Annotated in this window: 22 protein-coding genes; 9 read left to right on the forward strand and 13 right to left on the reverse strand. The window is 64.9% G+C overall.

The features are described 5' to 3' along the window. Positions 1-34 precede the first annotated feature (34 nt). From ACO07C_RS15720 to ACO07C_RS15735, 4 genes are all read right to left on the reverse strand, one after another. Complete coding sequence (locus tag ACO07C_RS15720) at positions 35-754, reverse strand: E3 binding domain-containing protein (RefSeq protein WP_421915074.1); 720 nt, start codon at positions 752-754, stop codon at positions 35-37. Beyond that, the gene (locus tag ACO07C_RS15725) at positions 751-1,761 is read right to left on the reverse strand and encodes a C-terminal binding protein (RefSeq protein WP_421915075.1); all 1,011 of its coding nucleotides are present in this window, start codon (positions 1,759-1,761) and stop codon (positions 751-753) included. Before ACO07C_RS15725 ends, ACO07C_RS15720 begins: the two co-directional genes overlap by 4 nt. Before the next feature lie 32 nt (positions 1,762-1,793). Further along, positions 1,794-4,190, reverse strand: coding sequence for a thiamine pyrophosphate-dependent enzyme (locus ACO07C_RS15730; protein ID WP_421915076.1), 2,397 nt, complete (start codon positions 4,188-4,190; stop codon positions 1,794-1,796). Between the two features lie 130 nt (positions 4,191-4,320). Beyond that, entirely contained in the window at positions 4,321-5,541 is a 1,221-nt protein-coding gene (locus ACO07C_RS15735) for a mandelate racemase/muconate lactonizing enzyme family protein (RefSeq protein ID WP_421915077.1), read from the reverse strand. 117 nt (positions 5,542-5,658) lie between these two features. Between ACO07C_RS15735 and ACO07C_RS15740 the strand changes: the two genes are divergently transcribed. Genes ACO07C_RS15740 through ACO07C_RS15755 form a run of 4 tightly spaced genes read left to right on the forward strand, consistent with a single transcriptional unit; the run spans position 5,659 to position 9,473 of the window. Further along, positions 5,659-6,453 carry an SDR family NAD(P)-dependent oxidoreductase gene (locus ACO07C_RS15740; protein WP_421915078.1) on the forward strand — a complete coding sequence of 265 codons (795 nt, stop codon included), beginning with the start codon at positions 5,659-5,661 and terminating at the stop codon, positions 6,451-6,453. Between the two features lie 4 nt (positions 6,454-6,457). Further along, the gene (locus ACO07C_RS15745; RefSeq protein ID WP_421915079.1) at positions 6,458-7,306 is read left to right on the forward strand and encodes a transketolase; all 849 of its coding nucleotides are present in this window, start codon (positions 6,458-6,460) and stop codon (positions 7,304-7,306) included. Next, positions 7,303-8,292 carry a transketolase family protein gene (locus ACO07C_RS15750; RefSeq protein ID WP_421915080.1) on the forward strand — a complete coding sequence of 330 codons (990 nt, stop codon included), beginning with the start codon at positions 7,303-7,305 and terminating at the stop codon, positions 8,290-8,292. Before ACO07C_RS15745 ends, ACO07C_RS15750 begins: the two co-directional genes overlap by 4 nt. An 8-nt stretch (positions 8,293-8,300) precedes the next feature. Then, on the forward strand, positions 8,301-9,473 hold the full coding sequence (locus ACO07C_RS15755) for a mandelate racemase/muconate lactonizing enzyme family protein (protein ID WP_421915081.1): 1,173 nt from the start codon (positions 8,301-8,303) through the stop codon (positions 9,471-9,473). Here ACO07C_RS15755 and ACO07C_RS15760 read toward each other — a convergent pair whose 3' ends face one another. After that, on the reverse strand, positions 9,474-10,514 hold the full coding sequence (locus ACO07C_RS15760; protein ID WP_421915082.1) for a LacI family DNA-binding transcriptional regulator: 1,041 nt from the start codon (positions 10,512-10,514) through the stop codon (positions 9,474-9,476). 246 nt (positions 10,515-10,760) lie between these two features. Between ACO07C_RS15760 and ACO07C_RS15765 the strand changes: the two genes are divergently transcribed. From ACO07C_RS15765 to ACO07C_RS15780, 4 genes are all read left to right on the forward strand, one after another. Further along, positions 10,761-11,771 carry an ABC transporter permease gene (locus tag ACO07C_RS15765; protein WP_421915083.1) on the forward strand — a complete coding sequence of 337 codons (1,011 nt, stop codon included), beginning with the start codon at positions 10,761-10,763 and terminating at the stop codon, positions 11,769-11,771. 86 nt (positions 11,772-11,857) lie between these two features. Next, a complete protein-coding gene (locus ACO07C_RS15770) occupies positions 11,858-12,832 on the forward strand; it encodes a sugar ABC transporter substrate-binding protein (protein ID WP_421915084.1) in 975 nt (324 codons plus the stop codon). Between the two features lie 54 nt (positions 12,833-12,886). Further along, positions 12,887-14,449, forward strand: a complete 1,563-nt coding sequence (locus ACO07C_RS15775; RefSeq protein ID WP_421915085.1) for a sugar ABC transporter ATP-binding protein — start codon at positions 12,887-12,889, stop codon at positions 14,447-14,449. Continuing rightward, on the forward strand, positions 14,449-15,207 hold the full coding sequence (locus tag ACO07C_RS15780) for an SDR family NAD(P)-dependent oxidoreductase (RefSeq protein WP_421915086.1): 759 nt from the start codon (positions 14,449-14,451) through the stop codon (positions 15,205-15,207). The genes ACO07C_RS15775 and ACO07C_RS15780 overlap by 1 nt, the downstream gene beginning before the upstream one ends. Here the strand turns inward: ACO07C_RS15780 and ACO07C_RS15785 are convergent. From ACO07C_RS15785 to ACO07C_RS15810, 6 genes are all read right to left on the reverse strand, one after another. Beyond that, on the reverse strand, positions 15,204-16,103 hold the full coding sequence (locus ACO07C_RS15785; protein WP_421915087.1) for an aldose 1-epimerase: 900 nt from the start codon (positions 16,101-16,103) through the stop codon (positions 15,204-15,206). The genes ACO07C_RS15780 and ACO07C_RS15785 overlap by 4 nt on opposite strands. Then, positions 16,087-16,683, reverse strand: coding sequence for an SDR family NAD(P)-dependent oxidoreductase (locus ACO07C_RS15790; RefSeq protein ID WP_421915088.1), 597 nt, complete (start codon positions 16,681-16,683; stop codon positions 16,087-16,089). The genes ACO07C_RS15785 and ACO07C_RS15790 overlap by 17 nt, the downstream gene beginning before the upstream one ends. Further along, on the reverse strand, positions 16,680-17,459 hold the full coding sequence (locus ACO07C_RS15795) for an SDR family NAD(P)-dependent oxidoreductase (protein ID WP_421915089.1): 780 nt from the start codon (positions 17,457-17,459) through the stop codon (positions 16,680-16,682). The genes ACO07C_RS15790 and ACO07C_RS15795 overlap by 4 nt, the downstream gene beginning before the upstream one ends. An 84-nt stretch (positions 17,460-17,543) precedes the next feature. Next, on the reverse strand, positions 17,544-18,539 hold the full coding sequence (locus tag ACO07C_RS15800; RefSeq protein WP_421915090.1) for an ABC transporter permease: 996 nt from the start codon (positions 18,537-18,539) through the stop codon (positions 17,544-17,546). A 50-nt stretch (positions 18,540-18,589) separates the two neighbouring features. Then, positions 18,590-20,128, reverse strand: coding sequence for a sugar ABC transporter ATP-binding protein (locus ACO07C_RS15805; RefSeq protein WP_421917540.1), 1,539 nt, complete (start codon positions 20,126-20,128; stop codon positions 18,590-18,592). A gap of 115 nt (positions 20,129-20,243) precedes the next feature. Beyond that, positions 20,244-21,206 carry a sugar-binding protein gene (locus tag ACO07C_RS15810; RefSeq protein WP_421915091.1) on the reverse strand — a complete coding sequence of 321 codons (963 nt, stop codon included), beginning with the start codon at positions 21,204-21,206 and terminating at the stop codon, positions 20,244-20,246. 668 nt (positions 21,207-21,874) lie between these two features. On the opposite strand from ACO07C_RS15810, the gene ACO07C_RS15815 reads away from it, so the two are divergent. After that, complete coding sequence (locus ACO07C_RS15815) at positions 21,875-22,933, forward strand: LacI family DNA-binding transcriptional regulator (protein ID WP_421917541.1); 1,059 nt, start codon at positions 21,875-21,877, stop codon at positions 22,931-22,933. Between the two features lie 43 nt (positions 22,934-22,976). On the opposite strand, the gene ACO07C_RS15820 is transcribed toward ACO07C_RS15815, so the two are convergent. Both ACO07C_RS15820 and ACO07C_RS15825 read right to left on the reverse strand, forming a co-directional pair. After that, a complete protein-coding gene (locus ACO07C_RS15820; RefSeq protein WP_421915092.1) occupies positions 22,977-23,864 on the reverse strand; it encodes an ABC transporter permease in 888 nt (295 codons plus the stop codon). Then, a complete protein-coding gene (locus tag ACO07C_RS15825; RefSeq protein WP_421917542.1) occupies positions 23,861-24,820 on the reverse strand; it encodes an ABC transporter permease in 960 nt (319 codons plus the stop codon). Before ACO07C_RS15825 ends, ACO07C_RS15820 begins: the two co-directional genes overlap by 4 nt. Between the last annotated feature and the right edge of the window lie 3 nt (positions 24,821-24,823).

A 24,823-nucleotide genomic window follows, 5' to 3' on the forward strand; every position in this document is an offset into this window, starting at 1 on the left:
CGAGGCTAGGCAACGCTGAAGGCCGTCAACCCTCTCAGACGAAGAGGCGAAGCGGGTTTTCCATCGCCGATTTAAGGACCGAAAGCCACGTGGAAGCTGTCCCCTCTTCAACACTTGCCGTATCGACCGTCAGCAGGCACTGGGCATGATCGCCTGCGTCGCTGACCGAGACTGTCAGGCGCATGACGCGGCCCATCAGGAGCGGCATCATCACTGGCCGGATGTCGCTTGTCGGCAACAGACACAGGGACAACGCCGCTGGCTTACCCGCGTCGTTACGGTCGTCGGCCAAGGCTGCAAGCCGCGCTTCCCGCATCGACGTCAGCGGCGTCTCCGGGCTTGCCACCATTTGTCGGCCCGCCAGTTCCAGCGCCACAGGTGCTTCCCCCTTGGCGATATCAGGGATTTCAGCGAAGGCACGGCCCGCGGCGCGCAGCAGGACGTCGTCGATGTCGAACGCATTCCCTGAAACCTCCAGAGCAGCCAGCAGGTCTTTCAGAGCGCCGAGCGCGATCGATGCGGCAAAGGCGGCGATGCGCGGAGCGGCAACGGGAGGCGCGGCCGCGTTAGCGACGACAGTCGGCGATCCGACGGGTTCTGCTACCGGGATGAAGCCAAGCACATCGACGGCCAGGATGCGGCCGCCCGGACCGCTGCCATGAAGGGTTTCAAGCGGAAGGGCGCGCTCACGCGCAAGGCGGCGCGCATAGGGCGAAACGGCCAGCCTCCGCGTGTGCGCCACCGCCACGTTCATTTCAGATACTCGGCGTTGACGCAGTTGGTGAGCCGTCCCTCGGCGAGATAGGCGTGCACGACTTCGATCGATTTCAGCCGGAGGTCGCGCATCGATGCAGGGCTGTAGAAGGCGGCATGCGGGGTGACGATCAGCCGGTTGGCTATCCAGGGCTCGCGGGCGCGCCACGCGGCCAGGAGCGGATGGTCGAGATCGCAGGGTTCGTGCGGCAGCACGTCAAGTCCGGCACCGGCGACGGCGCCCTGGCGCATGGCGGCTTCCAGCGCATCGAGGTCGACGATCGGACCGCGCGCGGTGTTGATGAGGACAAGGCCGGGCTTGGCCGCCGCGAACGCGGCAGCGCCCAGCAGCTTGCGGGTTTCATCGCTCAACGGCGTGTGGATGCTGACGACATCCGAGCGCCCCATCAGTTCGGCCAGCGAATGAACGCGTTCGTAGCCCGTCGACAGATCGACGCCTGACAGAAGATGCGGATCGTAAAACACCACCTTCATGTCGAAGGCGGCGGCGCGGCGGGCGGTGGCCAGCCCGATGCGGCCGAGGCCGACAATGCCGAAGGTGGCGCCCTTGTGCCGGCGCACCAACGGCGCCTTGGAGAAATGCCAGCCTTCGGCGCCATTGCCGGAAAGCTCGGGTCCATAGGCCGAGGTGCCCCGCGTCATCGCCAGCATCAGGCCGATGGCATGGTCGGCGACTTCGGTGGTGCCGTAGTCCGGGACATTGCAGGCCGGGATCCTGCGCGCCCCCCAGCCCGCCGTGTCGATATTGTCGAAGCCGACGCCGGAACGCACGGCGATCCTGGCCTTGGGAAAGGCTGCGGGCGCGGCCGCGACATTGTGGGTGGGCGAATAGTTGATGACTGCATCGACCGCCTCGCAGATTGCCGGATCCAGCTCAGCCGCCTTGTCGTTGGTCGAGCGGGCAAGGATGAATTCGATATCGGGATAGTGCTCGCGTTCGAGTTCAGCCTCGTCGGCGGCTTGCCAGTTGGCGCACAGGATCTTCATGTTTGGCCTTCGGATTCACGTAGAGAGGTGGGTTATTTCTTGATGCCGCCGATGCGGCCGCCCATCGGAACGACAGCGCCGACCGGCTGGTCGATGACGCCGAGCGTGCCGCTGATCGGCGCCTCGATCTCGACAACGGCCTTGTCGGTCTCGATCTCGGCGATAAGCTCGCCCTCCTTCACCGCATCGCCCACAGCTTTCAGCCATTTGATGACGGTACCTTCGCTGACCGTTAGATCGCCGAACGGCATTGTTATCGGCTCATCGTCGCCGGCGGCTGGAGCGGCAACCGCTGGCGCGATGGGCTGCGGTTTGGCTGGAGCAGGCGCTGGATTAGCCGGCGCGGCACTTTTCAGGCCAACCGTGTACCAGTGATCCGGCACCGGCGGGCGCCCCGCGATGACGTCGCGCACGCCCTGAGCGATGCGGGCGGTATCGACCAACATGGCGCGTTCGAGCACCGGCGCGAAAGGATGTGAAGTCGGCGCGGTGTGCAGCCTGCCGGGCGGTGCATCGAGTTCGTCGAAGGCGAGTTCGTTGATGGCCTGCGCGATCTCGCCGCCAAGGCCGCACATCGCCCAGGCCTCGTCGACGATAAGCAGGCGATGGGTTTTCCGCACGCTGGCGACGATGGTGTCGATGTCGAGCGGCATGATGGTGCGGGGGTCGATCACTTCCGCCTCGATGCCTTCGGCCGCGAGGGTCTCGGCGGCCTCCAGCGCGCGCTGCACCATCTGGCCGGCGGCGACGATGGTGATGTCGGTGCCGCCCCGCGCGATGCGCGCGACGCCGAACGGGACAAAATGCTCGTCGACGGGCACCTCGCCCTTGGAGGCGAACAGCGCCTTGGGTTCGAGCATGATGACGGGATCGCCGGCCCGCAGCGCCGTCTTCATCAGCCCCTTGGCATCCGCCGGGGTCGAGGGCACGCAGACGATGAGGCCCGGCATATGGGCGAAGACCGGGTGGTAGATGCCGCTGTGGTGCGGGCCTGAACTGCGCAGCGCGCCAGCGCCGACGCGCACCACCATCGGCGCGCTCATCAGGCCGCTGGTCATGTAGCGGAGCTTCGCCGCCTGCAGGAAGATCTGCCCGGCGGTCTCGAAAGCGAAGTCGGCGAACATCAGGTCCGAGACGGTGCGCGCGCCGGTGGCCGAGGCGCCGACGGCGGCGGCGGTAAAACCCTGTTCGGAGATCGGCGTGTCGACCATGCGCTCATGCCCGAACTCCTGCCAGAGGTTCTTGGTGTGGGCGAAGCTGCCGCCGCGCTCGCCGGTGCCCTCGCCGAAATAGAGAATCGCCGGATTGGCGCGCATTTCCTCGGCGATGCCGTCGCGCACCGCCTCAAGCCAGCCTTGCGTGCGTGTCTCGCCGACGACGCGCGGCTGCAGGGCGGCCGGCGGATTGATCGGATCGGCAAAGACATGCAGGCGCACCGTCGCCGGATCGGGCTCGGGCGAATTGCGGGCGAAGGTCAGCGCCTGCTCGACCACTTTCTCGATCCGCGCCTCGATGGCGGCGAGTGCCTCCGCGTCGGCGATGCCGTAATCATCGACGAGCTTCTTGCGGAACATGTCGATCGGGTCGCGCTTGATCCAGGCGTCAAGCTCCTCTTGGGTCCGGTAGGTGCCGATGACCGGATCGCCTTCATGGTGGCCAACGGTGCGATAGGTCTTGGCCTCGATCAATGTCGGGCCCTTGCCGGAACGGGCGCGCTCGGTGGCTTCCTTCATCGCCAGCCAGACCGCGAAGACATCGTTGCCGTCGACGGCAACGCCGGGCATGCCATAGGAGGCGGCCTTGGTGGCGATTTCGGGGTTGAGCGTGATCGATTTCAGCGGTGTCGCGGTGGCGTAGAGGTTGTTCTCGCAGATGAAGACAGCGGGCGCCCGCTGCACGGCGGCGAAGTTGAGCGCCTCGTGGAAGCCGCCATGGTTGGCGGCGCCGTCGCCGAAGAAGGCGACGCCGATATCGTCGCGCCCCTGCTGGCGCGCGCTCATGCCGATGCCGACCGCATGGCCGATGCCCGCCGCGACGATACCGTTGGTGCCGAACAGGCCGACCGAACGGTCGTAGAGGTGCATGGTGCCGCCACGGCCGCCGCAAATGCCGTCGGCCTTGCCGAAAAGCTCGGCCATGACGCGGCCGGGGTTGGCGCCCTTGGCCAGTGCGTGGCCGTGGCCGCGATGCGTCGATGTCACCCAATCGGTTGGTCTGAGATGCGCGCAGACGCCGACACCGGTCGCCTCCTCGCCGATATAGAGATGCAGGAAGCCAGGCGTCTCGCCCTTGCGGCAAGCGATCTGGGCGATGCTTTCGAAGCGACGCAACAGCACCATGCGCTCGAACAGGTCGAGCAGAACCTGCCGGTCGGGCAGGTTTGAAGCGCCCTTGAAATCGTCGCGCGCCCGCGCTGCTGAAATTACCACCGAGGCCTCCCTGGTCCGTATTCGCACCGGAGCGGACAGCACCGGCGGCGAGCTTGTTGGCCGCCCGCTTCGGTGGATAATAGATTATAATAGCATAATGTCTACTAGCTCTGGATGAAGTCCACCGAGACTAGATCTTCGTGATCCTGACGGTGGCGTCCGGCCGCTGGAACAGCTCCGGGCGCAGGCTCAGACCAAGCCCCGGCCCTTCGAGCGGAACGACATGGCCATCCTTGACCGGAGGAATGTCGGCGACAATCTCGGTGTACCAGCCGGTGAAATAGGCGCGCACGGCTTCCTGGTAATTGACGTTCGGCAAGGTCGCCGACAATGCGCAGCTGGCGGCATAGACAATCGGTCCGGTGCAATCATGCAAGGTCACAGGCAGCTCGCTGGCCTCGGCCATATTGGCGATCTTCCGGGCTTCGCTCAGACCCCCGCACCAGGCAAGGTCGATCATGATCACCGAAGCGGCGCGCTTGTCGATCAACTGCTTGAACATCTGCCGCGAGGCCAGCCGCTCGCTGGCGGCGATCGGAATGGATGTGTGGCGGGCAAGCTCGGCCATGGCGTCGAGCTCATTGTAGCGGATCGGCTCCTCCAGCCAGGCGACGTCGTAGGGCTTCAACGCCTCGGCGATGCGCAGCACCGGCGGAAGTGTCCATAAGCCGTGCAACTCGACCATGATTTCCATGTCGCGCCCGACGGCGTCGCGAATTTTCTGGAACGGCTCCAGCGCCTTGTCGAGGTCGGCAAGCGAGATGCGGGTGCCGTTCGAGGCCTCGGCGGCGATGTCGAAGGGCCATATCTTCATCGCACCGATGCCTTCGGATTTCAGGCTTTTGGCAAGGTCGCCGGCATTGTAGCGCCAGGCGAGCAGATCCTCATACGGGCCCTCGTTCGAATCGCCAGCCTTCAGCGACCAGTCCTCGCCGCGCTCGAACAGGGCATTCTTCTTCGTGGCGCGGACATGCTTGTAGCCGGCGCAGGTGTTGTAGATCGGCACGCTCTTGTGCGTGCGGCCACCGAGCAGCCGCCAGACCGGCTCGCCCAGCGCCTGGCCATAAATGTCCCAGAGCGCGATGTTGACAGCGGAATTGCCGCGCACCTCGGCCCCGGAATCGCGTGCCCCGACATAGACGCTGCCCAGCGTGCGGTCGTGCAGCTCGATGTCACGCGGATCCTTGCCCAGAAGATAGGCGGCGACATTGTCGTGGATGTAGGAGGCGACGGGGCCCGGCGCCCAGAAAGTCTCACCGGTGCCGATGAGGCCGGCATCGGTGTGGACGCGCAACCAGAACAGGAACGGAAACTCCGCTAGTTGTAGCGTTTCGAGCGCGACGACCTTCATTCTTCCTCCCTATACCAATGGAACGTGTGGCCCAGCGAACAATAGCACATCTCCGTTGACAGGCATTTATGGTACCGGTATCAAACACGTCAAGATGCCCACCGGGAGGGTGCTCGCTTGCCTGCCGAAATTCATGATACCACGACGAGGAGAGCGCTTGTCACCGGCGCCGCGGGCGGCCTGGGCCGCGAGGTGGCGATCCAGTTGGCCCGGCGCGGTTGCGCGGTTGCCGTTACCGACATCAATGGCGAGGGAGCGGCCGAGACGGCCCGGCAAATCGGCGAGATAGGCGCGAAAACCGAGGTCATTATCGGCGATTTCACCCTGGAAGGCACGCCGGAAGCGGCCGTGGAAAAGGTAGTCGCGCGCTGGGGCGGCATCGACATCCTCGTCAACAATGCCGGCTACGGCGTCATCGAGCCGTTCCTCGACGCCACCTACAAATCCTGGACACGCACGCTGGCGCTCAATGTCACGGCACTTGCCATGGCCTGCAAGGCGGCGGGCCGGGTGATGCGCGACCAGCGTTCGGGCCGCATCATCAACATCACCTCGCCGGGTTCGCGCATGGCGCTGCCGGATTACACCGCTTACACGGCAAGCAAGGCCGGCGTCGATTCCATCACCCGTGCCGCGGCCGTGGCGCTGGCGCCCTACGGCGTGCTGGTCAACAGCCTGGCACCGGGCATGATGGACACGGAGATGCAACGCTCGACCGAGGTCGACCTTGCCCGGGCCAACAGCCGCGATGATCTGCAGGCCTTTCTCGATGAGCGCACGCGCCGCATCCCGCTCGGCCGACGGGCTGAGATAGCTGAAGTCGCCGAAGCCGTCGTCTGGCTCTGCCTCGACGCACCGAAATACATGACCGCCGAGCGGCTCAACATGTCGGGCGGGCTCGACAAGGACTGATCCGATGCTGCGAAACTCGCCTCCCGGCAACGCCGACATATCAGCGCTCGAACGCAAGGCGATACAATTGCGCCGCCACATGCTGACCATGGCGCGCGGCCAGGGCCAGGGCTATATCGGCCAGGGGCTCGGCATCGCCGATGCGCTGGCCGCACTCTATTTCCACGAACTGCGCTACGACCCCGATAATCTGGCATGGGCCGAGCGCGACCGCTTCCTGCTGTCGACCGGCCATTATTCCATCGCGCTGTGGGCGGCACTGGCCGAGGCCGGCATCATCCCGGTCGAGGAACTGGTCAGCTATGGCGCCGACAACAGCCGGCTGGAAATGTCGACGCTCGACACCACGCCCGGCGTCGAGATGATTGGCGGCTCGCTCGGCCATGGCCTTGGGCAAGGCGTCGGCCAGGCGCTCGGCTTGCGTGTCGACCGCTCCGACGCGCGCGTTTTCGTCGAGCTTTCGGACGGCGAGATGCAGGAAGGCTCGACCTGGGAAGCGGCGATGTCGGCCAGCCATTTCAGGCTCGACGGGTTGGTGGCGCTGATCGATTGCAACGGTATCCAGGCCGACGGGCCCGTCGTGCTCGACATGGAACCTGTAGCCGGCAAATGGCGCGCCTTTGGTTGGGAGACATCGGAGATCGACGGCAATGACATTGCGGCCGTGGTCGGCGCGCTGGCCGGCGCACGCCAGCGCAATGGCAAGCCGAAGGCGATCGTGCTGCGCACGCTGCCCGGCAAGGGCGTGCCGCGCATCGAGAGCAGCGAGAAATCGCATTTCTTCCGCATCGACGTGGCGCAGTGGGATGGCATCATCGCCGAGTTCGAGAAGAGCACGGGAGTGGTGCAATGAACGGAGCGGCGATGGAGGCCGGCCGCACGCTGGCCATGGGGCAGGACGAGGCGGTAGGCGGCGGCCGGCAGAGCGTCGAGGCGCCGTTCGGCCGGGCGCTGGCCAGGCTTGGCCAGAGCCGACCCGACATTGTCGGGCTGACCGCCGACCTCGGCAAATACACCGATATTCTCCCCTTCCGCGACGCTTTTCCCGATCGCTTCTTCAATGTCGGCATGGCCGAACAGAACCTCGTCGCCGTCGCCGCGGGGCTGGCGCGCACCGGCAAGGTGCCGTTCGCCACCACTTACGGCGTGTTCGCGACACGGCGCGCCTATGATTTCGTCGCCATCGCGCTCGCCCACTCCAACCTCAACGTCAAGATCATCGCCGGCCTGCCGGGTCTCACGACCGGCTATGGCGGCACGCATCAGGCGATCGAGGATCTGGCGCTGATGCGCATGATCCCCGGCCTGACCATCATCGATCCCTGCGACGCAACGGAGATCGAGGCGGCGACCGAGGCGATAGCCGAGCATCAGGGGCCGGTGTACATGCGGCTGCTGCGCGGCAGCGTGCCCGTGGTGTTCGAGCCGGGTTACACATTCGAGATCGGCAAGGCGCGGCGTCTGCGCGAAGGCTCGGATGTCGGCATCATCTCGACCGGCTTCATGACCGAGCGGGCATTGGATGCGGCGGACGCGTTGCGCAAGCAAGGCATCTCCACCGGGGTGTTGCACGTACCAACCATAAAACCGTTCGATACCGAGGCGGTGGCCAGGTTCGCCGCCGAATCCAGCCATATCGTCACGGCTGAAAACCATGTCGTCGTCGGCGGGCTGGCAAGCCTTGTGGTCGAGACCTTGTTCGACGCCGGCATTGCGAAAAGGGTGACGCGCATCGGCCTGCCTGACCGCTATATCGAATGTGGCGCGGTGCCAACCTTGCAGGCGAAGTACGGTATGACGACCGAGGCCATCATCGCCAGGATTGCCGCTCTGGATTAGGATTGTGCATGAAGATCACCGAGATCGAGACCTTCGCCGTCGGCGCCGGCTGGAAGAACTGGCTGTTCGTCAAGGTCCATACCGACAGCGGCATCCACGGCATCGGCGAAGGCACGCTGAACGGCTTCATCAAGACCACAGAAGCCGGCGTGCATGAACTCAAGCATCTCGCCATCGGCCAGGATCCGCGCCGCATCAACGCGCTGGCCAAGCGCATGCTGGACAGTGTTTCGCTCGACGGCGGCCATATCCACCGCACAGTGATCGCGGCGATCGAGGTCGCCTGCTGGGACATATTGGGCAAGAGCCTGGGCGTGCCGATCCACCAACTGCTCGGCGGCCAGGTGCGCGACAGCGTGCTCGGCTACGCCAATGGCTGGTATCGCACCGAGCGCACGCCGGAAGCCTTCCTCGAAGCCTCCAACGCGGTGTTGGCCAAGGGCTTCAAGGCCTTCAAGCTCGATCCGTTCGGCACCGCGCAAGGTTTTATCTCGCGCGAAGAGCTGGAGCTGTCCTACGCCATCTGCCGGACATTGCGTGACAAGCTGCCTGGGGACACCCTCATCCTGATCGACGTGCATGCGCGTTTCACAGAGATCGCGGCCCTGCAGGCGGCCGAAAGGTTCGCCGATCTCGACATCTACTGGTGGGAGGAGCCGACCTCGCGCGACCGGCAGGAAACCGTGCATGAGGTGGCGCATCGCTCGCCGATCCCCGTGGCGACCGGCGAGATGTACGACACGGTCGGGCAGTTCTATACGCTGGCGGCCGGCGGCGGCGTCAACATCTTCCAGCCCGAGCCGATGTCTCTGGGCGGCATCGCGCCATCGATGCAGGTGGCCAACCTCGCGCTCGCCCATGGCAGCCATATCGCGCCGCACCAGAGCGGCGGGCCGGTGGCGACGGCTGTGTGCCTGCAGCTTGCCGCTGCGGTGCCGAATTTCCTTATCCAGGAACATTTCGACGCCTTCAATGACCCATGGACGCGCGATCTCGTGACATGGCACCCGGAGGTCAATCCCGCCACTGGCCATCTGTCTCTGCCGGACGCGCCAGGACTCGGCATCGATCTCAACATCGATGCCATCAAGGATCATCCCTACGATCCCAACGCCTATCTCAACGTCCATGCCGAGGGATGGGAGAAACGCCTTGGGCGGCGGGAGGACTCCAAGCCCTGATCAGGCGCTCTCGCGGTCGACGATCTCGAAGCCGAGGCTGGTGATGGTCGGCACCTTGGTGTCGCCGCCGAGCCGCGCCAGCAATTGCCGCACGGCGCGCCGTCCCATCTCGTAGCGATTGACCTTCACCGTGGTCAGCGGCGGATAGAGTTGCGCGGCGAGATCGATGTCCCCATAGCCGGCGATGGCGATCCTGCCGGGCACCGCCCAGCCGCGCCGGTGGCACTCCTGCACGGCGCCGACGGCCAGCGTGTCGCTGGAAAAGAAGATGGCGTCGATGTCCTTGTGGCGGGAGGTCAATGTCACCAGCGCCTGGGCGCCGCCTTGCGCCGTGATCGGCACCTCGACTTCCATATCACCACGGTTCTTGAAACCGAGCTCGGCCAGCGCTGCGTTGTAGCCGGTGCGGCGCTGCTGCAGCCGGTCATTGCCATGAATGGGCGTCGAGACGAAACCGATGCGTTTGTAGCCCTTGGCCGCAAGATGCATGGTCATCGCATAGGCGGTCTCGAAGTTGGAGACGCCGACCACCATGTCAATCGGGCTTCGGCCCTTGATTTCGGAAATCTCGACCACCGGCGCACCACTGCTCGTGAGCAAGGCGCGCGCCGTATCGCTTTGCACGAAGCTTTGCAGGATCATGCCGACCGGGCGCCAGCCGAGCAGTGTGCGGATCGCCTTTTCCTCGGCCTCCTGCGTGAATTCGCCCTGCACCAGAAGCATCGAATAGCCGCTCTCGTGGCATTCGTCGGACATGCCCTGCACCTGCTCGGCGATGCCCGAATTGATCAGCGGCGGCACCACCGTGCCTATCATGCGGCCATTGCCGCGCATGCTCGATGCCAGCCGGTTGGGCACGAAGCCGGCCTGCTCGATGGCCTGCAGGACCTTGGCGCGCGTCTCCGGCGAGACCATGTCCGGATTGGACAGCACGCGCGACACCGTCATCGGCGCCACGCCGACTCGCTTGGCGATCTCGCGGACGCCCAGGCGCGCCGGAGGTTTCTTCTCGTCTGCGCCGTCCCCGGACCCGTCGGTCATCACCGTGCTCCACCACTACGCGATCCGCGAACGCTATGTCCGTTCCGGGTCGCGAAACACACCTATTCATAGCGGTTGCGGGGGGCGCTTTCCAGCGACACGCATGGCGATTGCACGGCCTGGAATTTTCGGCGTTGACAAGTTATAATATTATAATCTTAATGGTGATGAGGAGCGCGCCAGGATCGGCGCGGGTGAATGGAGCCGGGCGCAAGAACCGGCGACAGGCGCCGCAGGGAGGTCAGGATGAACAGCGCGGCTGACGTGAGCTCGCCACCCCGGGATGCGCAATCGCTCCGGCGGCGACTGATCGGCTTGATTGCCGTGGGCGAAGTAGGCGTGCTGGCGGCCATGGCGCTGCTGATCGCCTTCTTCTGGCTTCTCGAACCGGCGTTCCTGTCGGAGCGGAACATTCGCGCCATTCTCAACGTCGTGTCTTTCGTCGGCATCATCGCCATTGGCCAGACTATTTTGCTGGTGGCCGGGGAGTTCGACCTTTCGGTCGGCTCGGTGGCCGGGCTGTCGGCGGTGGTCGCCGCCAAGCTGATGACGGCGGCCGCCTTGCCGATCTCGATCGCCATTCTGGGCGGCGTCGGTGTCGGCGCCCTGATCGGCCTGGTCAACGGCCTGGTTGTCGTCAGGCTTGGTATCCCCGCCTTCATCCAGACGCTCGGCATGCTGTTCATCGGCCAGGGCCTGATCCAGGTGGTGACCGGCGGCTATCCGGTTTATCCGCTTCCGGAGGCGATCAACACGATTGGCGGCACCGATCTGGCCTTCGGCCTCGGCTGGAGCTTTGCCTTCTTCATCATCGCCGCCGTCGTCGCCGACTTCGTGCTGCGGCGCACCGTGCTCGGGCGCAACATGTATGCCACCGGCGGCAACAAGGAAGTGGCCGACCTCGTCGGCATCAACACCAACGCCTACAAGATCGGCGCCTTCATCGTCGTCGGCGCGCTGTCGGCGATCGCGGGCATGTTCGTCATGGCCGATCTCGGAAGCGGGGGCACCTCGATCGGCAGCGGCTGGGAACTGACTGTCATCGCTGGTGTCGTGGTCGGTGGCGTCAGCCTGTTCGGCGGCGCCGGCACGGTTGCCGGCGGTGTCGTCGGCATCCTGATGCTGAAGGTGGTGCAGAGCGGCCTCGTCGTCATCGGCGTCAACTCCAACTGGCAGCAGATCGCGGTCGGCGTGATCATGGTGCTGGCCGTCGGACTCGACATCCTTCGGCGCCGCTACTTCATCGCCGGCGCCTGAACGGGCCGGAGGAAGCAAGGCGTTCAGGCCGCCGCCATAACACATCATACGCCGGCAAAAAGCCGGAGAACCAAGGGAGGTAGGACATGAGAATCAATCTGAAGAAGGGACTGGTCCGTGCCGCGTTCGCGGCAGCGATCGTTGCGACGTCGCTCGGCTCGGCAGGCCTTGCCCGGGCCGCCGACGTTCACCTGCTCTGGGTGCAGGCGATGAAGGACCATCCGGTGCACCGGCTGATGCAGGCGGGGTTCCTCAACAAGTGCAAGGAACTTGGCTACACATGCGAAGTCGTCGGCGACCCGAGCGCCACCAACTGGGACATCCCGGCGACGCTGCCGCTTGCCGAAGCCGCACTCGCCCGCACCAAATACGACGCCATCGGTGTCTATGGGGTGGATCCGGCGATCTATTCCTACATCACCAAGCTGGCCAAGGAGGGGTTCCCGATCGTCACCTGGCACGTGCTGCCGCCGGAAGGAACGGTCAACGGCCTGAAGGCAGCGACCGGCGAGGACATCGCCGAGGTCGGGGCCAATGCGGCTATCGCCATCGGCGACAAGCTTGGCGGCAAGGGCACCGTGGCGCTGACGCAAGGCGCGTCCAACGATACCGAAAACGCCATGTCGGACGCCTTCCGCAAGACCGTCGCGGCGAAATATCCGGGCATCAAGGTGCTCGACACCCAGATGGAAGGCTTCGAGCCGTCCGCGGCCGAGGCCAAGGCGGTGGCGATCCTGCAGGGCAACCCCGACGTGACCGCCGCGTTCGGAACCACCGGCAACAGCATCCAGACCTGGGCTGGCGCGTCGCGCAAGGCCGGGCGCGACGTGGTCATCATCGGCATGGATTATATCCGGCAGAATCTCGACCTGGTGAAATCGGGCGCCGCCTACGGCATCGTCGCGCAGCCGCTCTATGAAGAGAGCGCCAAGGTTGCCGAACTGCTGGGTGACCTCGCACAGGGCAAGACCGTTCCCTACAGCAACCCGTTGCCGGCCAAGGTCATCACCGCCGCCGACCTCGCCCCTTACTACAAGATGCTGGACAGCGCCGGCCAGTAAAGCCTGCCGCCGGATCCGCGCCTTGCGGATCCGACCCCTTGCGAGAGGATCATCGTGCCCAACGCCACGCAAGAACCGCTTTTTTCGGCCAGCGGCATCGTGAAGAATTTCGGCGGCGTTCAGGCGCTGCGCGGCGTCGATTTCGATGTGACACCTGGCGAAATCCATGCCCTGCTCGGCCAGAACGGCGCCGGCAAATCCACGCTGGTCAAGATCCTCAACGGCGTGCATCCGGCCGGATCCTACACCGGCACCATCAGGCTCGAGGGCCGGACCGTCAGTTTTGCCTCGCCCGCCGATGCCCGGTCGAACGGCGTCGGCTATGTTCCGCAGGAAATCGAAGTGCTCGAACAGCTTTCGGTGGCCGAGAACGTCTTTGCCGGCCGCACCGGCCTCGGCGAGGGTGTGCTGGTCCACCAGCGCAAGCTGCAACAGCGGGCGGGCGAAATCTTCGCCGAGCTCGGCATCGATATCAATCCCCGGGCCTATGTCGCGTCGCTAACCTCGGCGCAGCGCCATCTGGTGATGATCGCCCGCGCCATCGTCCTGAAGCCCCGCGTGCTGATGCTTGACGAGCCGACGGCCTCGCTGTCCGGCACCGAAGTCGATGCGCTGTTCAGCGTGCTGCGCCGCCTCAAGGCGCAAGGCGTGGCGATGGTCTACATCACCCACCGCCTTCCCGAGGTGCTCGCCATCTGCGACCGCGCCACGGTGCTGCGCGACGGGCAGGTGGCGGTGCGGATCGCGCGCGAGGACTTCAACGCCGAAACCTTCATCTTCTCGATGTCGGGCCAAAGGCTGCAGCGGCTGTTTCCCGAACATGCCGCACCCGTTGGCACGCAGATCGCGCTGGAGGTCCGCCGTCTCACCGTCGCCGGTCACAGCGGCGCGGTTCATGGCGCGAAGGATATCAACATCTCGGTGGCGGCGGGCGAGATCGTCGGGCTGGCGGGGCTGCTTGGTTCCGGTCGCAGCGAGATCCTGCACGGGATCTATGGCCGCGTACCGGCCGCGGGGGAGATCCGCGTCATGGGCGAAGCCGTACCGATCAAATCGCCCAGCGACGCCCGCGCCGCCGGCATCGCGCTGCTGACCGAGGACCGCAAGCGCGACGGGCTGCTCTTCAACCTCCCCGTCGGCGCCAACATCACCATCGGCAATCTCGCCCCCTTGTCGCGACACGGCGTGATCAGCGGTGGGCTCGAACGCGGTTCCATCCTGAGCGCGATGCGCGCGCTCAACGTCAAGGCGTCCTCGCCGCAGGCAGCGGTCACCCATCTGTCGGGCGGCAACCAGCAGAAACTGCTGTTCGCCCGCGTGCTGATGCGGTCGCCGAAAGTATTGCTGCTCGATGAGCCGACCAAGGGCGTCGACGCGGCGACGCGGCACGAGATCTACCGGCTGGTGGTCGAGCTGGCCGGAAAGGGAGTGGCCTTGCTGATCGTCGCTTCCGAACTGGAGGAACTGATCGGCCTTTGCGACCGCTGCCTCGTCGTCGCCGATGGCCGCATCGTCGACGAGTTCGGCCGTGGCGAAGGCGGCGAGGATCGGGTACTGCGCTCAGTGACGTCAGCGCAGGCGCAACGCAATGCGCTGGCTTCACAGGTGTCGTCATGATGTTTGCCGGCAAACGCGTTTTCGTCACCGGCGCGGCGACGGGCATCGGCCGGGCGACGGCCGAGTATCTTGTCGCCGAGGGAGCACATGTCTTCGGCGCCGGGCTGGACGGCCAGGAGGGCTTGGCCCTCGCTGGGCGATATTCTGGAACCCAACTCATCTTCCGCGATACCGATCTCACCCGTGAAACCGAGGTCCAGGAAGCCGTGGCGGCGGCGAAAGAAGCCTTTGGCGGGCTTGACGCGGTCGTCAACTGCGCCGGTGTCTATCCCACCGGAAAGCGGCTCGAAGAGGTGTCCGATGGCGACTGGGACAGAACCATCGCTGTCAACCTGACGGCGATCTTCCGCGTTTGCCGCGCCACACTGCCGCTGCTGCGCGAGGCCGGCGGCGGCTCCGTCGTCAACATCGCCTCGGTGCACGCGGACGCGACGGTACCCGGCGTGCCGGCCTACGCCGCGACCAAGGCCGCGGTTGTCGGCCTGTCGCGGCAGATGGCGCTGGACTATGCCGTCGACCGCATCCGCGTCAACGCGGTGCTGGTGGGCTCGGTCGCCACCCGCATGACGCTGGACGGGCTGGAAGCGGCCGGCGGCGCCGAAGCGCTGGGCCTGTCGTTCGAACCCAACCGGATCGCCCGCATCGCCAACCCCTCCGAGATCGCCTCGGCCATTGGCTTCCTGATCTCCGATGCCGCATCCTTCGTCACCGGTAGCGCCATGCAAGTGGACGGCGGCCTGCTGGCCCGGCTGCTTTAGATTTCAAGCGCAAAGGGCGTAAACAAGACCGTGCCAGCAGCGCTTTCGCCCGGGGCGAGCACAATCACGCCCTCTTCCGCGTCATCCCACTTGCCCCGGTTGAACGCGCAGGAGGCGTTGGTTTGCGGCTCGACGCAGAAGTACGGTTTTGTGGGGTCGGCGTAGAGCATCAGGTGCCTGAAGATCGAATCCGCCTTGATGCGCAGTCCGGCACGGCGTGTTGGAAAGCGGATCGTGGCCTCACCGCCCCAACCGCCATAATCGTTGTTGCGCCAACCGCCCGGCAAGGACCGGGCCCCGACGAAGTCGAGTTCTGGCGGAAGGGTGACCGGATCGCCCGAAACGCCAGCGGGCTCTTCGAGATAGAAGCGGCTGGCCTGGAATTGCAACGTTACGTCGGGGTCGCGGTCGAACCACGGATGCAGGCCGAAACCGAAGGGCATGGAAACCCGCCCGGTGTTGGTCAGGGTCATGGTCACGCCAAGGCCCTCTTCGGAGACCGCGAAAGCCTGCGTCGCGCGGTAGGAATAGGGCTCGGGTCGGGCTGCGATGTCCAGCGACAGCGTTGCATTGGCCGATCCGACCTGGGTTATCGTCCAGGCATGTTGCCAGCCGCTGCCATGCACGTTGAATGTCTCGGGTGGATTGTTGGGCAGGACTCGCCAGACTCTCCCCGCAAATTCGAAGGCATTTCCGGCGATGCGGTTGGCGTAGGGCGTCATCGGAAACATGGCGACGCCAAGCACATTGCCGGCGTCGCGATCCTCTTTCGAAAGCCGGCGCATCAGATCGATGCCACGCCAGCGCAGCGAACTCACGCTGCCGCCGATGCGCGGCGCCAGCCCGACTTCGAGTTCGCCAGCCTTCAGCGTCAACGGTTCAGAAATTACGCCCATAGCCCGCCGTCCATCCACCATCGACACCCAGCATCTGGCCGGTCGTGTAGGTGTTGAGTGGATCGCAGAAGAACAGTACGGCCGCAACCGCTTCCTCGATGCTGCCGGCGCGCCCGACCGGCGTATGGCTGAGCATCGCCTTGTCGCCGGAGACCATGGTTTCATCCTCGATGGCGCCGACGCCGACGGCATTGACCCGCACCTTCGGGCCGAACTCCATGGCCAACGTGCGCATGCCGGCAAGGATCGAGGCGTTGTCCATGGAAAAGCGGGGATGACGACGCATAGGCATGCCGGCGGTCGCCGACAGCAGGAAGACGATACGGCCGCTGCCGTGCTCGGTCATGGCCACGGCCATCTTGCGTGCGACCGCATACAAGGCGCCGGGATTTTCGGCCGTCACTCCCGGGCGCAACGGGCAAGATATCAAAAGGATGTCGGCACGCTGCGCCTGCGTCCCTTCGACAAGGCGGCCATCATTGGAGCGCAAGGCGGCGAGCGCTGCCTCGACGACGGGATTGCCCGCGCCTTCCAGGGCTATTGTCGCGCCATTGAGATCGATTTCCATGGCCGCGCTCACATCATGTATCCCGCCGTCCAGCCGCCATCGACGGCCAGCACCTGGCCGTTGACGTAGCTGGCTGCCGGAGAGGCAAGGAACAGCACCGCCTCGGCGATCTCCTCGGGCTGGGCCGGCCGGGCGAGCGGCACGTGGGCGAGGAATTCCTGCGTTCTCCCGGCGAACTTCCCGTCCTCGCCATAAAACAGCTTGGCGGTGAGCGCCGTCATCACCGAGCCCGGTGCTATCGCGTTGGTCAGGATGCCCTTGCTCCCCAATTCAATCGCCATCGACCGTGTGAGATGAATGATGCCGGCCTTGGCGGCGACGAACGGGCTTTGCAGCCGCATCGCGGCAAGGCCGACGACCGAGGCGATGTTGACGATGCGTCCGCCCTTGCCGGCGGCCAGCATCGGGGCGAGTGCCGCACGGCTCATGATGTAGAGGCCGTCGAGGTCGATTCCGGTGATGCGATCCCATTCCTCGGCCGGGAATTCATCGATGGTGACCCGGTGTGCCAGCGTGTTGACGCCGGCATTGTTGACGAGGATGTCGAGGCGGCCGTAGCGCTCCATGATCGCGGTGATCGCGCTGTCCACCGATGCCGCACTGCGGATGTCGGTGGTGCAGGCCATCGCATTGCCCAAACCGGCCGCTACCCTCGCCGCGCCCTCGCTGTCGATATCGGCGACAACCACCGCGGCGCCATTGTCGGACAGGCGCTTGCCGATCGAGCTGCCGATTGCACCGGCGGCTCCCGTGACCAGCGCCACCTTGCCTCGCAAATCGCAGCGCATATGTCGCCAGCCCCCGACCCAATCGGGTTATGCTATTATAATAATCTCACGCCATGGACAAGCAGTTGAGCAACGACCGGCCGGTTATTCCGCCGCCGCGCCGGCCAGGTTCTTGCGGGCGGCGTCGACCATCAGTCGCCGTGCCCGGAACGCGCCCCATTGCTGGTCGACCAGCACGCCGATGAGGATGACGCCGCCCATCACCGCGAAATTGAGGGATGACGGAATGCCGAGCAGATTGACCAGGTTCTGCAGTTCCTGCAGCAGCACGGTGCCCAGCACGACGCCGATCAGGGAGCCCTCGCCACCGCGCAGCGAGAAACCGCCGAGCACGGCCGCCGCGATCGCGTAGAGCTCGTAGAACTGGCCGTGGCTGGCTGGCGAGATAGAGCGCGTGTACATGGCGAAATAGATCGCCGAAAGCGCGGTCAGCACGCCGCAGATGACATAGGCGGCCATGACGATGCGGCCGGTGCGGATGCCCGAATATTTGGCCGCCTCCTCATTCTTGCCGATGGCGTAGAGATAGCGGCCGAATACCGAGCGGTGCAGCACCACCCACATGACGATGGCGATGACGATGAGCGCGATGAAGCTGTTGGGCACGCCATAGGAGCGGCCGGCGGTGAGGAATTCCAGCTCCGGGAAATTCTGGCCGAAAGCGAAGCCGGCGGTGCCATCGGCGGTGTAGAAGCGGGCCACGCCGCGATAGATCAGAAGACCGCACAGCGTGACGACGAAGGGCTGCAATTTCAGTCGCGTTATCAGCCAGCCATGCGCAAGGCCGATGATGGCGCCGAGCACCAGGATGAGCACGAAGGCGACCGGCCATCCCATGCCCCGCGTGGCGATGAAGTCGATGAACAGCGTTCCCAGCAGCGCGACAACCGAGCCGACCGATAGCTCGATACCGCCGGTGATGATGACGAAGGCCTGGCCGATCGACAGGATGCCGAACAGGCCGATGAGGTTCGAGGTGTTGGCGAGATTGATCGGCAGGAGGAAGCGCGGATTGATGATCGCCACGATGGCGCCGACCACCAGGATCAGGATCAGCAGGCCGAGATCTTTCTTGGTCATCGTTTTCTCCCCAATGCCTGCCCGGGCGCGCTAGCGCCAGACCTGCAAAACTATTTCGGCTGCTTGCCCACCGCCAGCAGGAGCACGTTTTCCTGGCTGAACCGGTCCTTGTCGAGAATGCCGGAAATCTGGCCCTCATGCATGACGGCGATGCGGTCGGACACGCCGATCACCTCTTCCATGTCGCTGGAGATCATCAGCACGGCGACGCCGGCATCGGCGAGCGCCCGCATCAGCCCATAGATTTCCGCCTTGGCGCCGATGTCGATGCCGCGCGTCGGCTCATCGAGGATCATCACCTTCGGGTTCATCGCCAACCATTTGCCGAGCACGACCTTCTGCTGGTTGCCGCCCGACAGCGTGCCGGTTCGCGTTTGCACCGAGGGCGCCTTGATGCCGAGATTTGTCTTCTGCTTCTCGGCGGTCGCCGCCTCGGAACTCGCGGAGACCAATGAACGGCGGGCATGCGCCGGCAGATTGGGCAGCGAAATGTTCTGGGCGATCGACAGGTCGAGCAGGATGCCGGTCAGCTTGCGGTCTTCGGGCACCAGAAAGATGCCATGCGCGACGGCGTCGGCCGCCGAGCCAAGGACCAGCGGCTTGCCGTCGAGCTCGAGCGTGCCGCCCAGGCTCGCGTCTATGCCGAAGAACACGCGCGCCAGTTCGGTGCGGCCGGATCCGACAAGACCGGCGAGGCCAAGAATCTCGCCGCGCCGGACCTGGAGATCGACAGGGCGGCTTGGATAGGCGGGAGTGCGGATGGCCTTGGCGGAGAGGGCGACCGCGCCTGGTGCCCGCGAGGCCTCGGAGGCCTTCTCGCGCTCCTTCAGCATGCGGCCGATCATCAGCTTGACCATCTGGTCGTGATTGATGTCGCGCTTCTGCAGCGTGCCGGCCAGCATGCCGTCGCGCAGCACGACGACGCGGTCGGCGACGCGCTCGACCTCGTGCAAGCGGTGCGAAATGAAGATGACGCTGATGCCGTCGGCCTTCAGCGCGTTAATGACATCGAGCAACTTGTCGGTCTCGGCGATCGGCAGGCTCGATGTCGGCTCGTCGAGGATGACCAGCCGCGCCTTGATCGACAGCGCCTTGGCGATCTCGACCATCTGCTGCTGGGCGAGCGACAGATCGGCGACCTGGGTATCGGCGGAGAAATTGGCGCCGACGCGCTTCAACAGTGGCGCCACCATGGCGCGCAACCGGGCGCGGTCGACGAGCTTGAGCGGGCCGGCGCGCAACGGTTCGCGGCCGAAGAAAATGTTGGCGGCGACGTCGAGGTTGTCGAACAGGTTGAGTTCCTGATGGACGAAGGCAATGCCGGACCCCAGGCTGCCTTCGACAGTCAGGCCCTTGTGGGCGGCACCGTCGACCGTGATGGTGCCGGCGTCCGGCGTGGTGACGCCGCCGAGGATTTTCATCAGCGTCGACTTGCCGGCGCCGTTCTCGCCGACGAGGCCTATGACCTCGCCAGGCCTGACTTCCATCGAGAACCCATCGAGCGCGACGACGCCCGGATAGGTCTTCCGCACGTTCTCGAGGCTGAGGAACGCGGTGGTGGCGGCGATGGTTGTGTCGGAATAATTCATCATGCCTGACAGCGATTGGCGAGCCGACGTCTCGGTAGACTGACGATCCCGGCGGTCTTCGTCAATGCGAGCAGCCGGCTCAAGCGACGTTGAGCCGGCTGAACTGCTTGTGGTCTCAGTTTCCAGCCATCGCCTTCAGATTGGCGGCATAGGCGTCGACGTCATCCTTGCCGATGATCTTGGTCGGGATGATGATCAGGTTATTGGCCGGGATGCCCGACTTGTCGCCCTTGAGATAGGCAGCCATCAGCTTCATGCCCTGATAGGCCCATTCGAAGGGCTGCTGCACGACGGTCGCCGCAATGGTGCCTTCCTTGACGCCGCCCAGCGTGATCGGATCGTCATCGAAGCCGACGACAGTGATCTGGCCGAGCTTGCCGGCGTCACGCAGCGCTTCATAGATGCGCGGCGTGTTGTAGGAGTAGAAGCCGACCATGCAGGTGACGTCGGGGCTCGCGACCAGCGCGTCCTCGACATTCTTCTTGGCGCGCGCCTGGTCGATATCGTCGCCACGCACGTCGTCCAGCGTGATCTTGGTGCCGGCAAGGCCGTCCTTGAATCCCTGGATGCGCTCCTTGGCATTGTCGGCGCCGAGCAGGCCGACGAAGCCGAGGCACTTGCCGCCATTGGGCATCGCCTTCTTGGCGATATCCGCGGCCTGCTTGCCGGCATCGACATTGGACGAGCCGATATAGGCGACACGCTTGGTCTGCGGGGCGTCGCTGTCGGTGGTGAACAGCGCCGTTTCCGAGGCGATCTTGTTGAGGCCGTCGGTGGAGGTCTTGGGGTCGACGGCCGAGACCATGATGCCCTTGACGCCCGCCGTCACCAGATCGTCCATCAGCCGCTGCTGGATGGCGACCGAGGACTGCTCGGGATATTTGAGTTCCAGAGTGTAGCCAGGCAGTTCGCCCTGCGCCTTCTTGACGCCGGCTTCGGCCGCTTTCCAGAAATCGGAAGCGCCGTTGACGACGAAGGCCAGCGTCGGCTTGTCGTCGGCGCGCGCGATAGCCGTCGCCGTCAGGCCGACAGCCAGGGCCGCGGCGGCCACGGATGCATTGCGTATCAAGGATTTCATGTTCAACCTCCCGTTTTGGTCCAGCCGTTCGGCTGACCGGTCTTGCTCACCTGAATTTGCCGTTTGCGGCTTGGACGCCCCTCCTCCTCAGGGGTTCCCGGCACTGAAAGAATGACGTCGTTCCAGCCACGGCCACGGACTTTAGAGACTCATCCATCGTTCGTAAATAGTCCGATTTGTCTGACATATCACATGTCCGAGACAGGGTTTTGCGGAGGCAATATCCGCTCGCCATCGGGCCACCAACGTTCGCTTTCTTGCCGCCCAGGGACCCGGCGGGTCCAAGCGCGACGGATTGACGTTACAGCGCATTTTTGTATTAGTAAACAGTATTAGCTTGAACTTGCGTCCGGACACGGCACAGCAGCCTCGCGGCTGATGCGCCGACGCCCCGCGGCCTTCGCCGCACGATGCATTTGGCCCGATACTCGTTGAATTGCATGATGTTCCGAGCCGCATGAGCAATGGACCACGAGCTTGCTAATGGATATAAATGAACCGGCATTTCCTATAAACACGCGCCGCCGCGCCATCTTGTCGACGCGGCAAGCCGCCGGTAGACAGGGCTGGGGATTGGGGACACCAATGCAATGAGCGACATGACGGGGCCGACCATCGAGACCGCGAAGCGCCGCAAGGCGCCGGCGAAACCCAAGGGGCGGGTCACGATGACCGACATCGCCAGGGCCGCCGGCTGCTCGCAGGCGACCGTGTCTTTCGTGCTCAACAATTCGCCCGGGATCCGCCTGTCGCAGCAGACCCGCGAACGCGTGATCGAGGCGGCACGGGCGCTGGGCTACAGCGCGCCGGCCTTCTCCGCATTGCACAAGCCCGTTGCCGCCTTGGAGGGGCCTGCCTTCGATGGACTCGATGGGGTGATCGGCTTTGCCGTCGACCAGCTCGCCACCAGCCCGGAAGCAGTGGTGGCGATCGAAGGCGCGCGCCAGGCCTCCTGGAATGCCGGCAACGTGCTTCTGGTGGCGCAGACCATGGGCGACGCCGTGATGGAGCCCCGCGCCATACAGGCGCTGACCAAGCGAGGCATATCGGCGCTGATCTACATGACCATCTTCACCCGCGAGATATCGGCGCCGGACTACCTGTACGGCCTCGACATCCCGGTCATCCTGCTCAATTGCTACACCGCCGACTATGCCTTCCCCGCCGTGGTGCCCAGCGAAATCGCCGGCGGCCAGAGCTCCACACGGTACCTGATCAACCACGGCCACCGCCGCATCGCCACCATCACCGGCGAGCCCTGGATGCAGGCGGCGCAGGACAGGTTGAAGGGCTATCGCCGCGCGCTGGCGACAGCCGACATTCCGTTCGACCCGGACCTTGTGGTCGAAGGCGACTGGTCGGCGAGCGCCGGCTATGCCGCGACCGTCAAGCTGCTGGCGCTGAAGGACCGGCCGACCGCGATCTTCTGCCAGAACGACCGCACTGCGGTCGGCTGTTATGAAGCGCTGAAGGAGGCGGGCCTTCACATTCCGCAGGACATTTCCGTCATCGGCTACGATGACGAGGAAATCGCCCGCCATCTGTTCCCGCCCCTGACGACGTCGATCCTGCCGCATATGGCAATGGGGCAATGGGCGATCGAGCAGCTCGAAGTGCCGACCCCTCCCGGGCGTGGCCGCTATCCGATCACCAAGCTCGAATGTCCGCTGGTGGAGCGGGAGTCGGTGAGTACCGTCGCCGGCACGTCCGCCAGCTCACACATTTGACATCCGGCCGGGCTGCCCGCCTGATAATGAAACCGCCGTCAGTTCATCCGTCGGTGCTTTCAAAAGCACCGACGCCCTGGGCGACGAGGTTCGTTGCCATGACCAGCGAGATGATCGCGCCGGAATTGAAGACGACGATCCACCATTTTCCGCCGGTGAGGAAACCGTAGCCCTCTGCGATGGCCAGCCCCCAATCGGCTGACGGCGGCTGGATGCCGAGACCGAGAAAGCTCAATGTGGCGATCGAGAAGAATGCATATCCGAGCCGCGTGACGAACTCGATGAGGATCGTTTCCCTCACATTCGGCAGGATTTCGAGAAACATGATGCCCAACGGCCCTTCGCCGGCGAGCCGGGCGGCGCTGACATATTCGCGCTCCCGCTGCTCGCGCACCGCGGCGCGGACGGTTCTTGCGACGAGCGGCGCATAGGCGATTCCGATAACCAGGATGACCGTGGCGTTGGATGGTCCCAACGCGACAAGTGTCATGGTGACCAGGACGATGAAAGGGAGCGCCATGACGGAGTCGAGAAGCCTCGCCCCTACGGCGTCAACGAAACCGCCGGAATAACCGAGCACAAGCCCGATCAGGCTGCCCGCCGCGACGCCGGTCAGCGTCGCAAGCGGTGCGACTATCAGGATGTCGCGGGAGCCAACGACGATCCTGGACAAGACATCCCGGCCGAGTTGATCGGTTCCGAACCAATGCACCGCGTCGGGCGGCGTCAGCATGGCGAGGAAGTCTTCCGCATACGGATCAAAGGGAACCAAGAGATTGCCGAACAAGGCGCATGCTACCCAGAACAGCAGCAGCAGGGATCCGATCACGATGGATGGCGACAGCCTGCCAAGGGCATCGCGGACCCTGGCGACGGCCTGCCCCCGAAACGTGACGCCTTGCGGCACGGGAAATCCCACCAGCTCGATCATTGCGACACCCGTCGACGCTGCCGCGGATCAAGCAGGGCCTGCAGGACATCACCCAGGGCGGCCGACAGCACGAAAATCGCCGCCATCACCAGCACGCCCGCTTCCAGCATGGGGAAATCGCGCGCCCTGGCGGCATTCAGCACAAGATTGCCGAGACCCTGGATGCCGAACAGCGCCTCGATCACCACGAGCCCGCCAAGCAGATATCCGCTCTGTGTCGCCAGCACCGCGATCGTCGGCGTCAGCGCATTGCGCAGCACGTGCCTGACAACGACCTCGCGCCGGTCGAGCCCTTTCAGGACGGCCGTGCGCGTGTAGTCGGCCGCCATCGCGTCAATTACGCCGGCGCGCGTCATGCGCGCTATGTAGCCGGCAAGGTTCAGCACCAGGGGCAGTGCGGGCAATATCAGGTAATAGCCGTTGGTCCAGAAACCGGCGCCATCGGGAGCAACGCCATTGATCGGGAACCAGCTCAGCCACAGGCCGAAAACGATCAGAAGCAGCAGACCGGACACGAAGTCCGGGACGATGGCCAGGGAAACACCGGCAAACACGATCAGCCGATCGACGAGGCGGCCGGCATTGAGACCGGCAACCACGCCCGCGCCGACGCCCAGCGGAACAAGAAAGACCAGGATGACGCCGGCAAGAGCAGCGGACTTCCGGATACTTTCCAGGACGAATGGCGCGACAGGCGCGCGCATCGCCAGGCTGTCGCCGAAATCACCGGTAATCGCCTTGCTGAACCAGTGCCAGTACTGGACGAGAACCGGCTGGTCCGCGCCCAGCCGCTTGTTCAGCTCGGCAACGGCCTGTGCATCAGCGAAAGGGCCGAGCATGACGCGGCCGACATCGCCGGGCAGGACCTGCCCTGCCCAGAACACGAGAATGCTGACCAGCCACAGCGTGAGCAGCAGCGAGCCGAGACGCGCCGCCAGAGCGCGGCTGATCACCATCGA

It is taken from the genome of Mesorhizobium sp. (assembly GCF_965229135.1).
Taxonomy (GTDB): Bacteria; Pseudomonadota; Alphaproteobacteria; order Rhizobiales; family Rhizobiaceae; genus Mesorhizobium.

Bases quoted from the DNA above. Each gene is read 5' to 3' on its own strand.
- ACO07C_RS15735 (WP_421915077.1), bottom strand. From the start codon at position 5,541: ATGAAGGTCGTCGCGCTCGAAACGCTACAACTAGCGGAGTTTCCGTTC.
- ACO07C_RS15795 (WP_421915089.1), bottom strand. From the start codon at position 17,459: ATGCGCTGCGATTTGCGAGGCAAGGTGGCGCTGGTCACGGGAGCCGCC.
- ACO07C_RS15815 (WP_421917541.1), top strand. From the start codon at position 21,875: ATGACCGACATCGCCAGGGCCGCCGGCTGCTCGCAGGCGACCGTGTCT.
- ACO07C_RS15805 (WP_421917540.1), bottom strand. From the start codon at position 20,128: ATGAATTATTCCGACACAACCATCGCCGCCACCACCGCGTTCCTCAGC.
- ACO07C_RS15785 (WP_421915087.1), bottom strand. From the start codon at position 16,103: ATGGGCGTAATTTCTGAACCGTTGACGCTGAAGGCTGGCGAACTCGAA.
- ACO07C_RS15825 (WP_421917542.1), bottom strand. From the start codon at position 24,820: ATGGTGATCAGCCGCGCTCTGGCGGCGCGTCTCGGCTCGCTGCTGCTC.
- ACO07C_RS15745 (WP_421915079.1), top strand. From the start codon at position 6,458: ATGCTGCGAAACTCGCCTCCCGGCAACGCCGACATATCAGCGCTCGAA.
- ACO07C_RS15810 (WP_421915091.1), bottom strand. From the start codon at position 21,206: ATGAAATCCTTGATACGCAATGCATCCGTGGCCGCCGCGGCCCTGGCT.
- ACO07C_RS15725 (WP_421915075.1), bottom strand. From the start codon at position 1,761: ATGAAGATCCTGTGCGCCAACTGGCAAGCCGCCGACGAGGCTGAACTC.
- ACO07C_RS15770 (WP_421915084.1), top strand. From the start codon at position 11,858: ATGAGAATCAATCTGAAGAAGGGACTGGTCCGTGCCGCGTTCGCGGCA.
- ACO07C_RS15765 (WP_421915083.1), top strand. From the start codon at position 10,761: ATGAACAGCGCGGCTGACGTGAGCTCGCCACCCCGGGATGCGCAATCG.
- ACO07C_RS15720 (WP_421915074.1), bottom strand. From the start codon at position 754: ATGAACGTGGCGGTGGCGCACACGCGGAGGCTGGCCGTTTCGCCCTAT.
- ACO07C_RS15760 (WP_421915082.1), bottom strand. From the start codon at position 10,514: ATGACCGACGGGTCCGGGGACGGCGCAGACGAGAAGAAACCTCCGGCG.
- ACO07C_RS15755 (WP_421915081.1), top strand. From the start codon at position 8,301: ATGAAGATCACCGAGATCGAGACCTTCGCCGTCGGCGCCGGCTGGAAG.
- ACO07C_RS15800 (WP_421915090.1), bottom strand. From the start codon at position 18,539: ATGACCAAGAAAGATCTCGGCCTGCTGATCCTGATCCTGGTGGTCGGC.
- ACO07C_RS15820 (WP_421915092.1), bottom strand. From the start codon at position 23,864: ATGATCGAGCTGGTGGGATTTCCCGTGCCGCAAGGCGTCACGTTTCGG.
- ACO07C_RS15780 (WP_421915086.1), top strand. From the start codon at position 14,449: ATGTTTGCCGGCAAACGCGTTTTCGTCACCGGCGCGGCGACGGGCATC.
- ACO07C_RS15750 (WP_421915080.1), top strand. From the start codon at position 7,303: ATGAACGGAGCGGCGATGGAGGCCGGCCGCACGCTGGCCATGGGGCAG.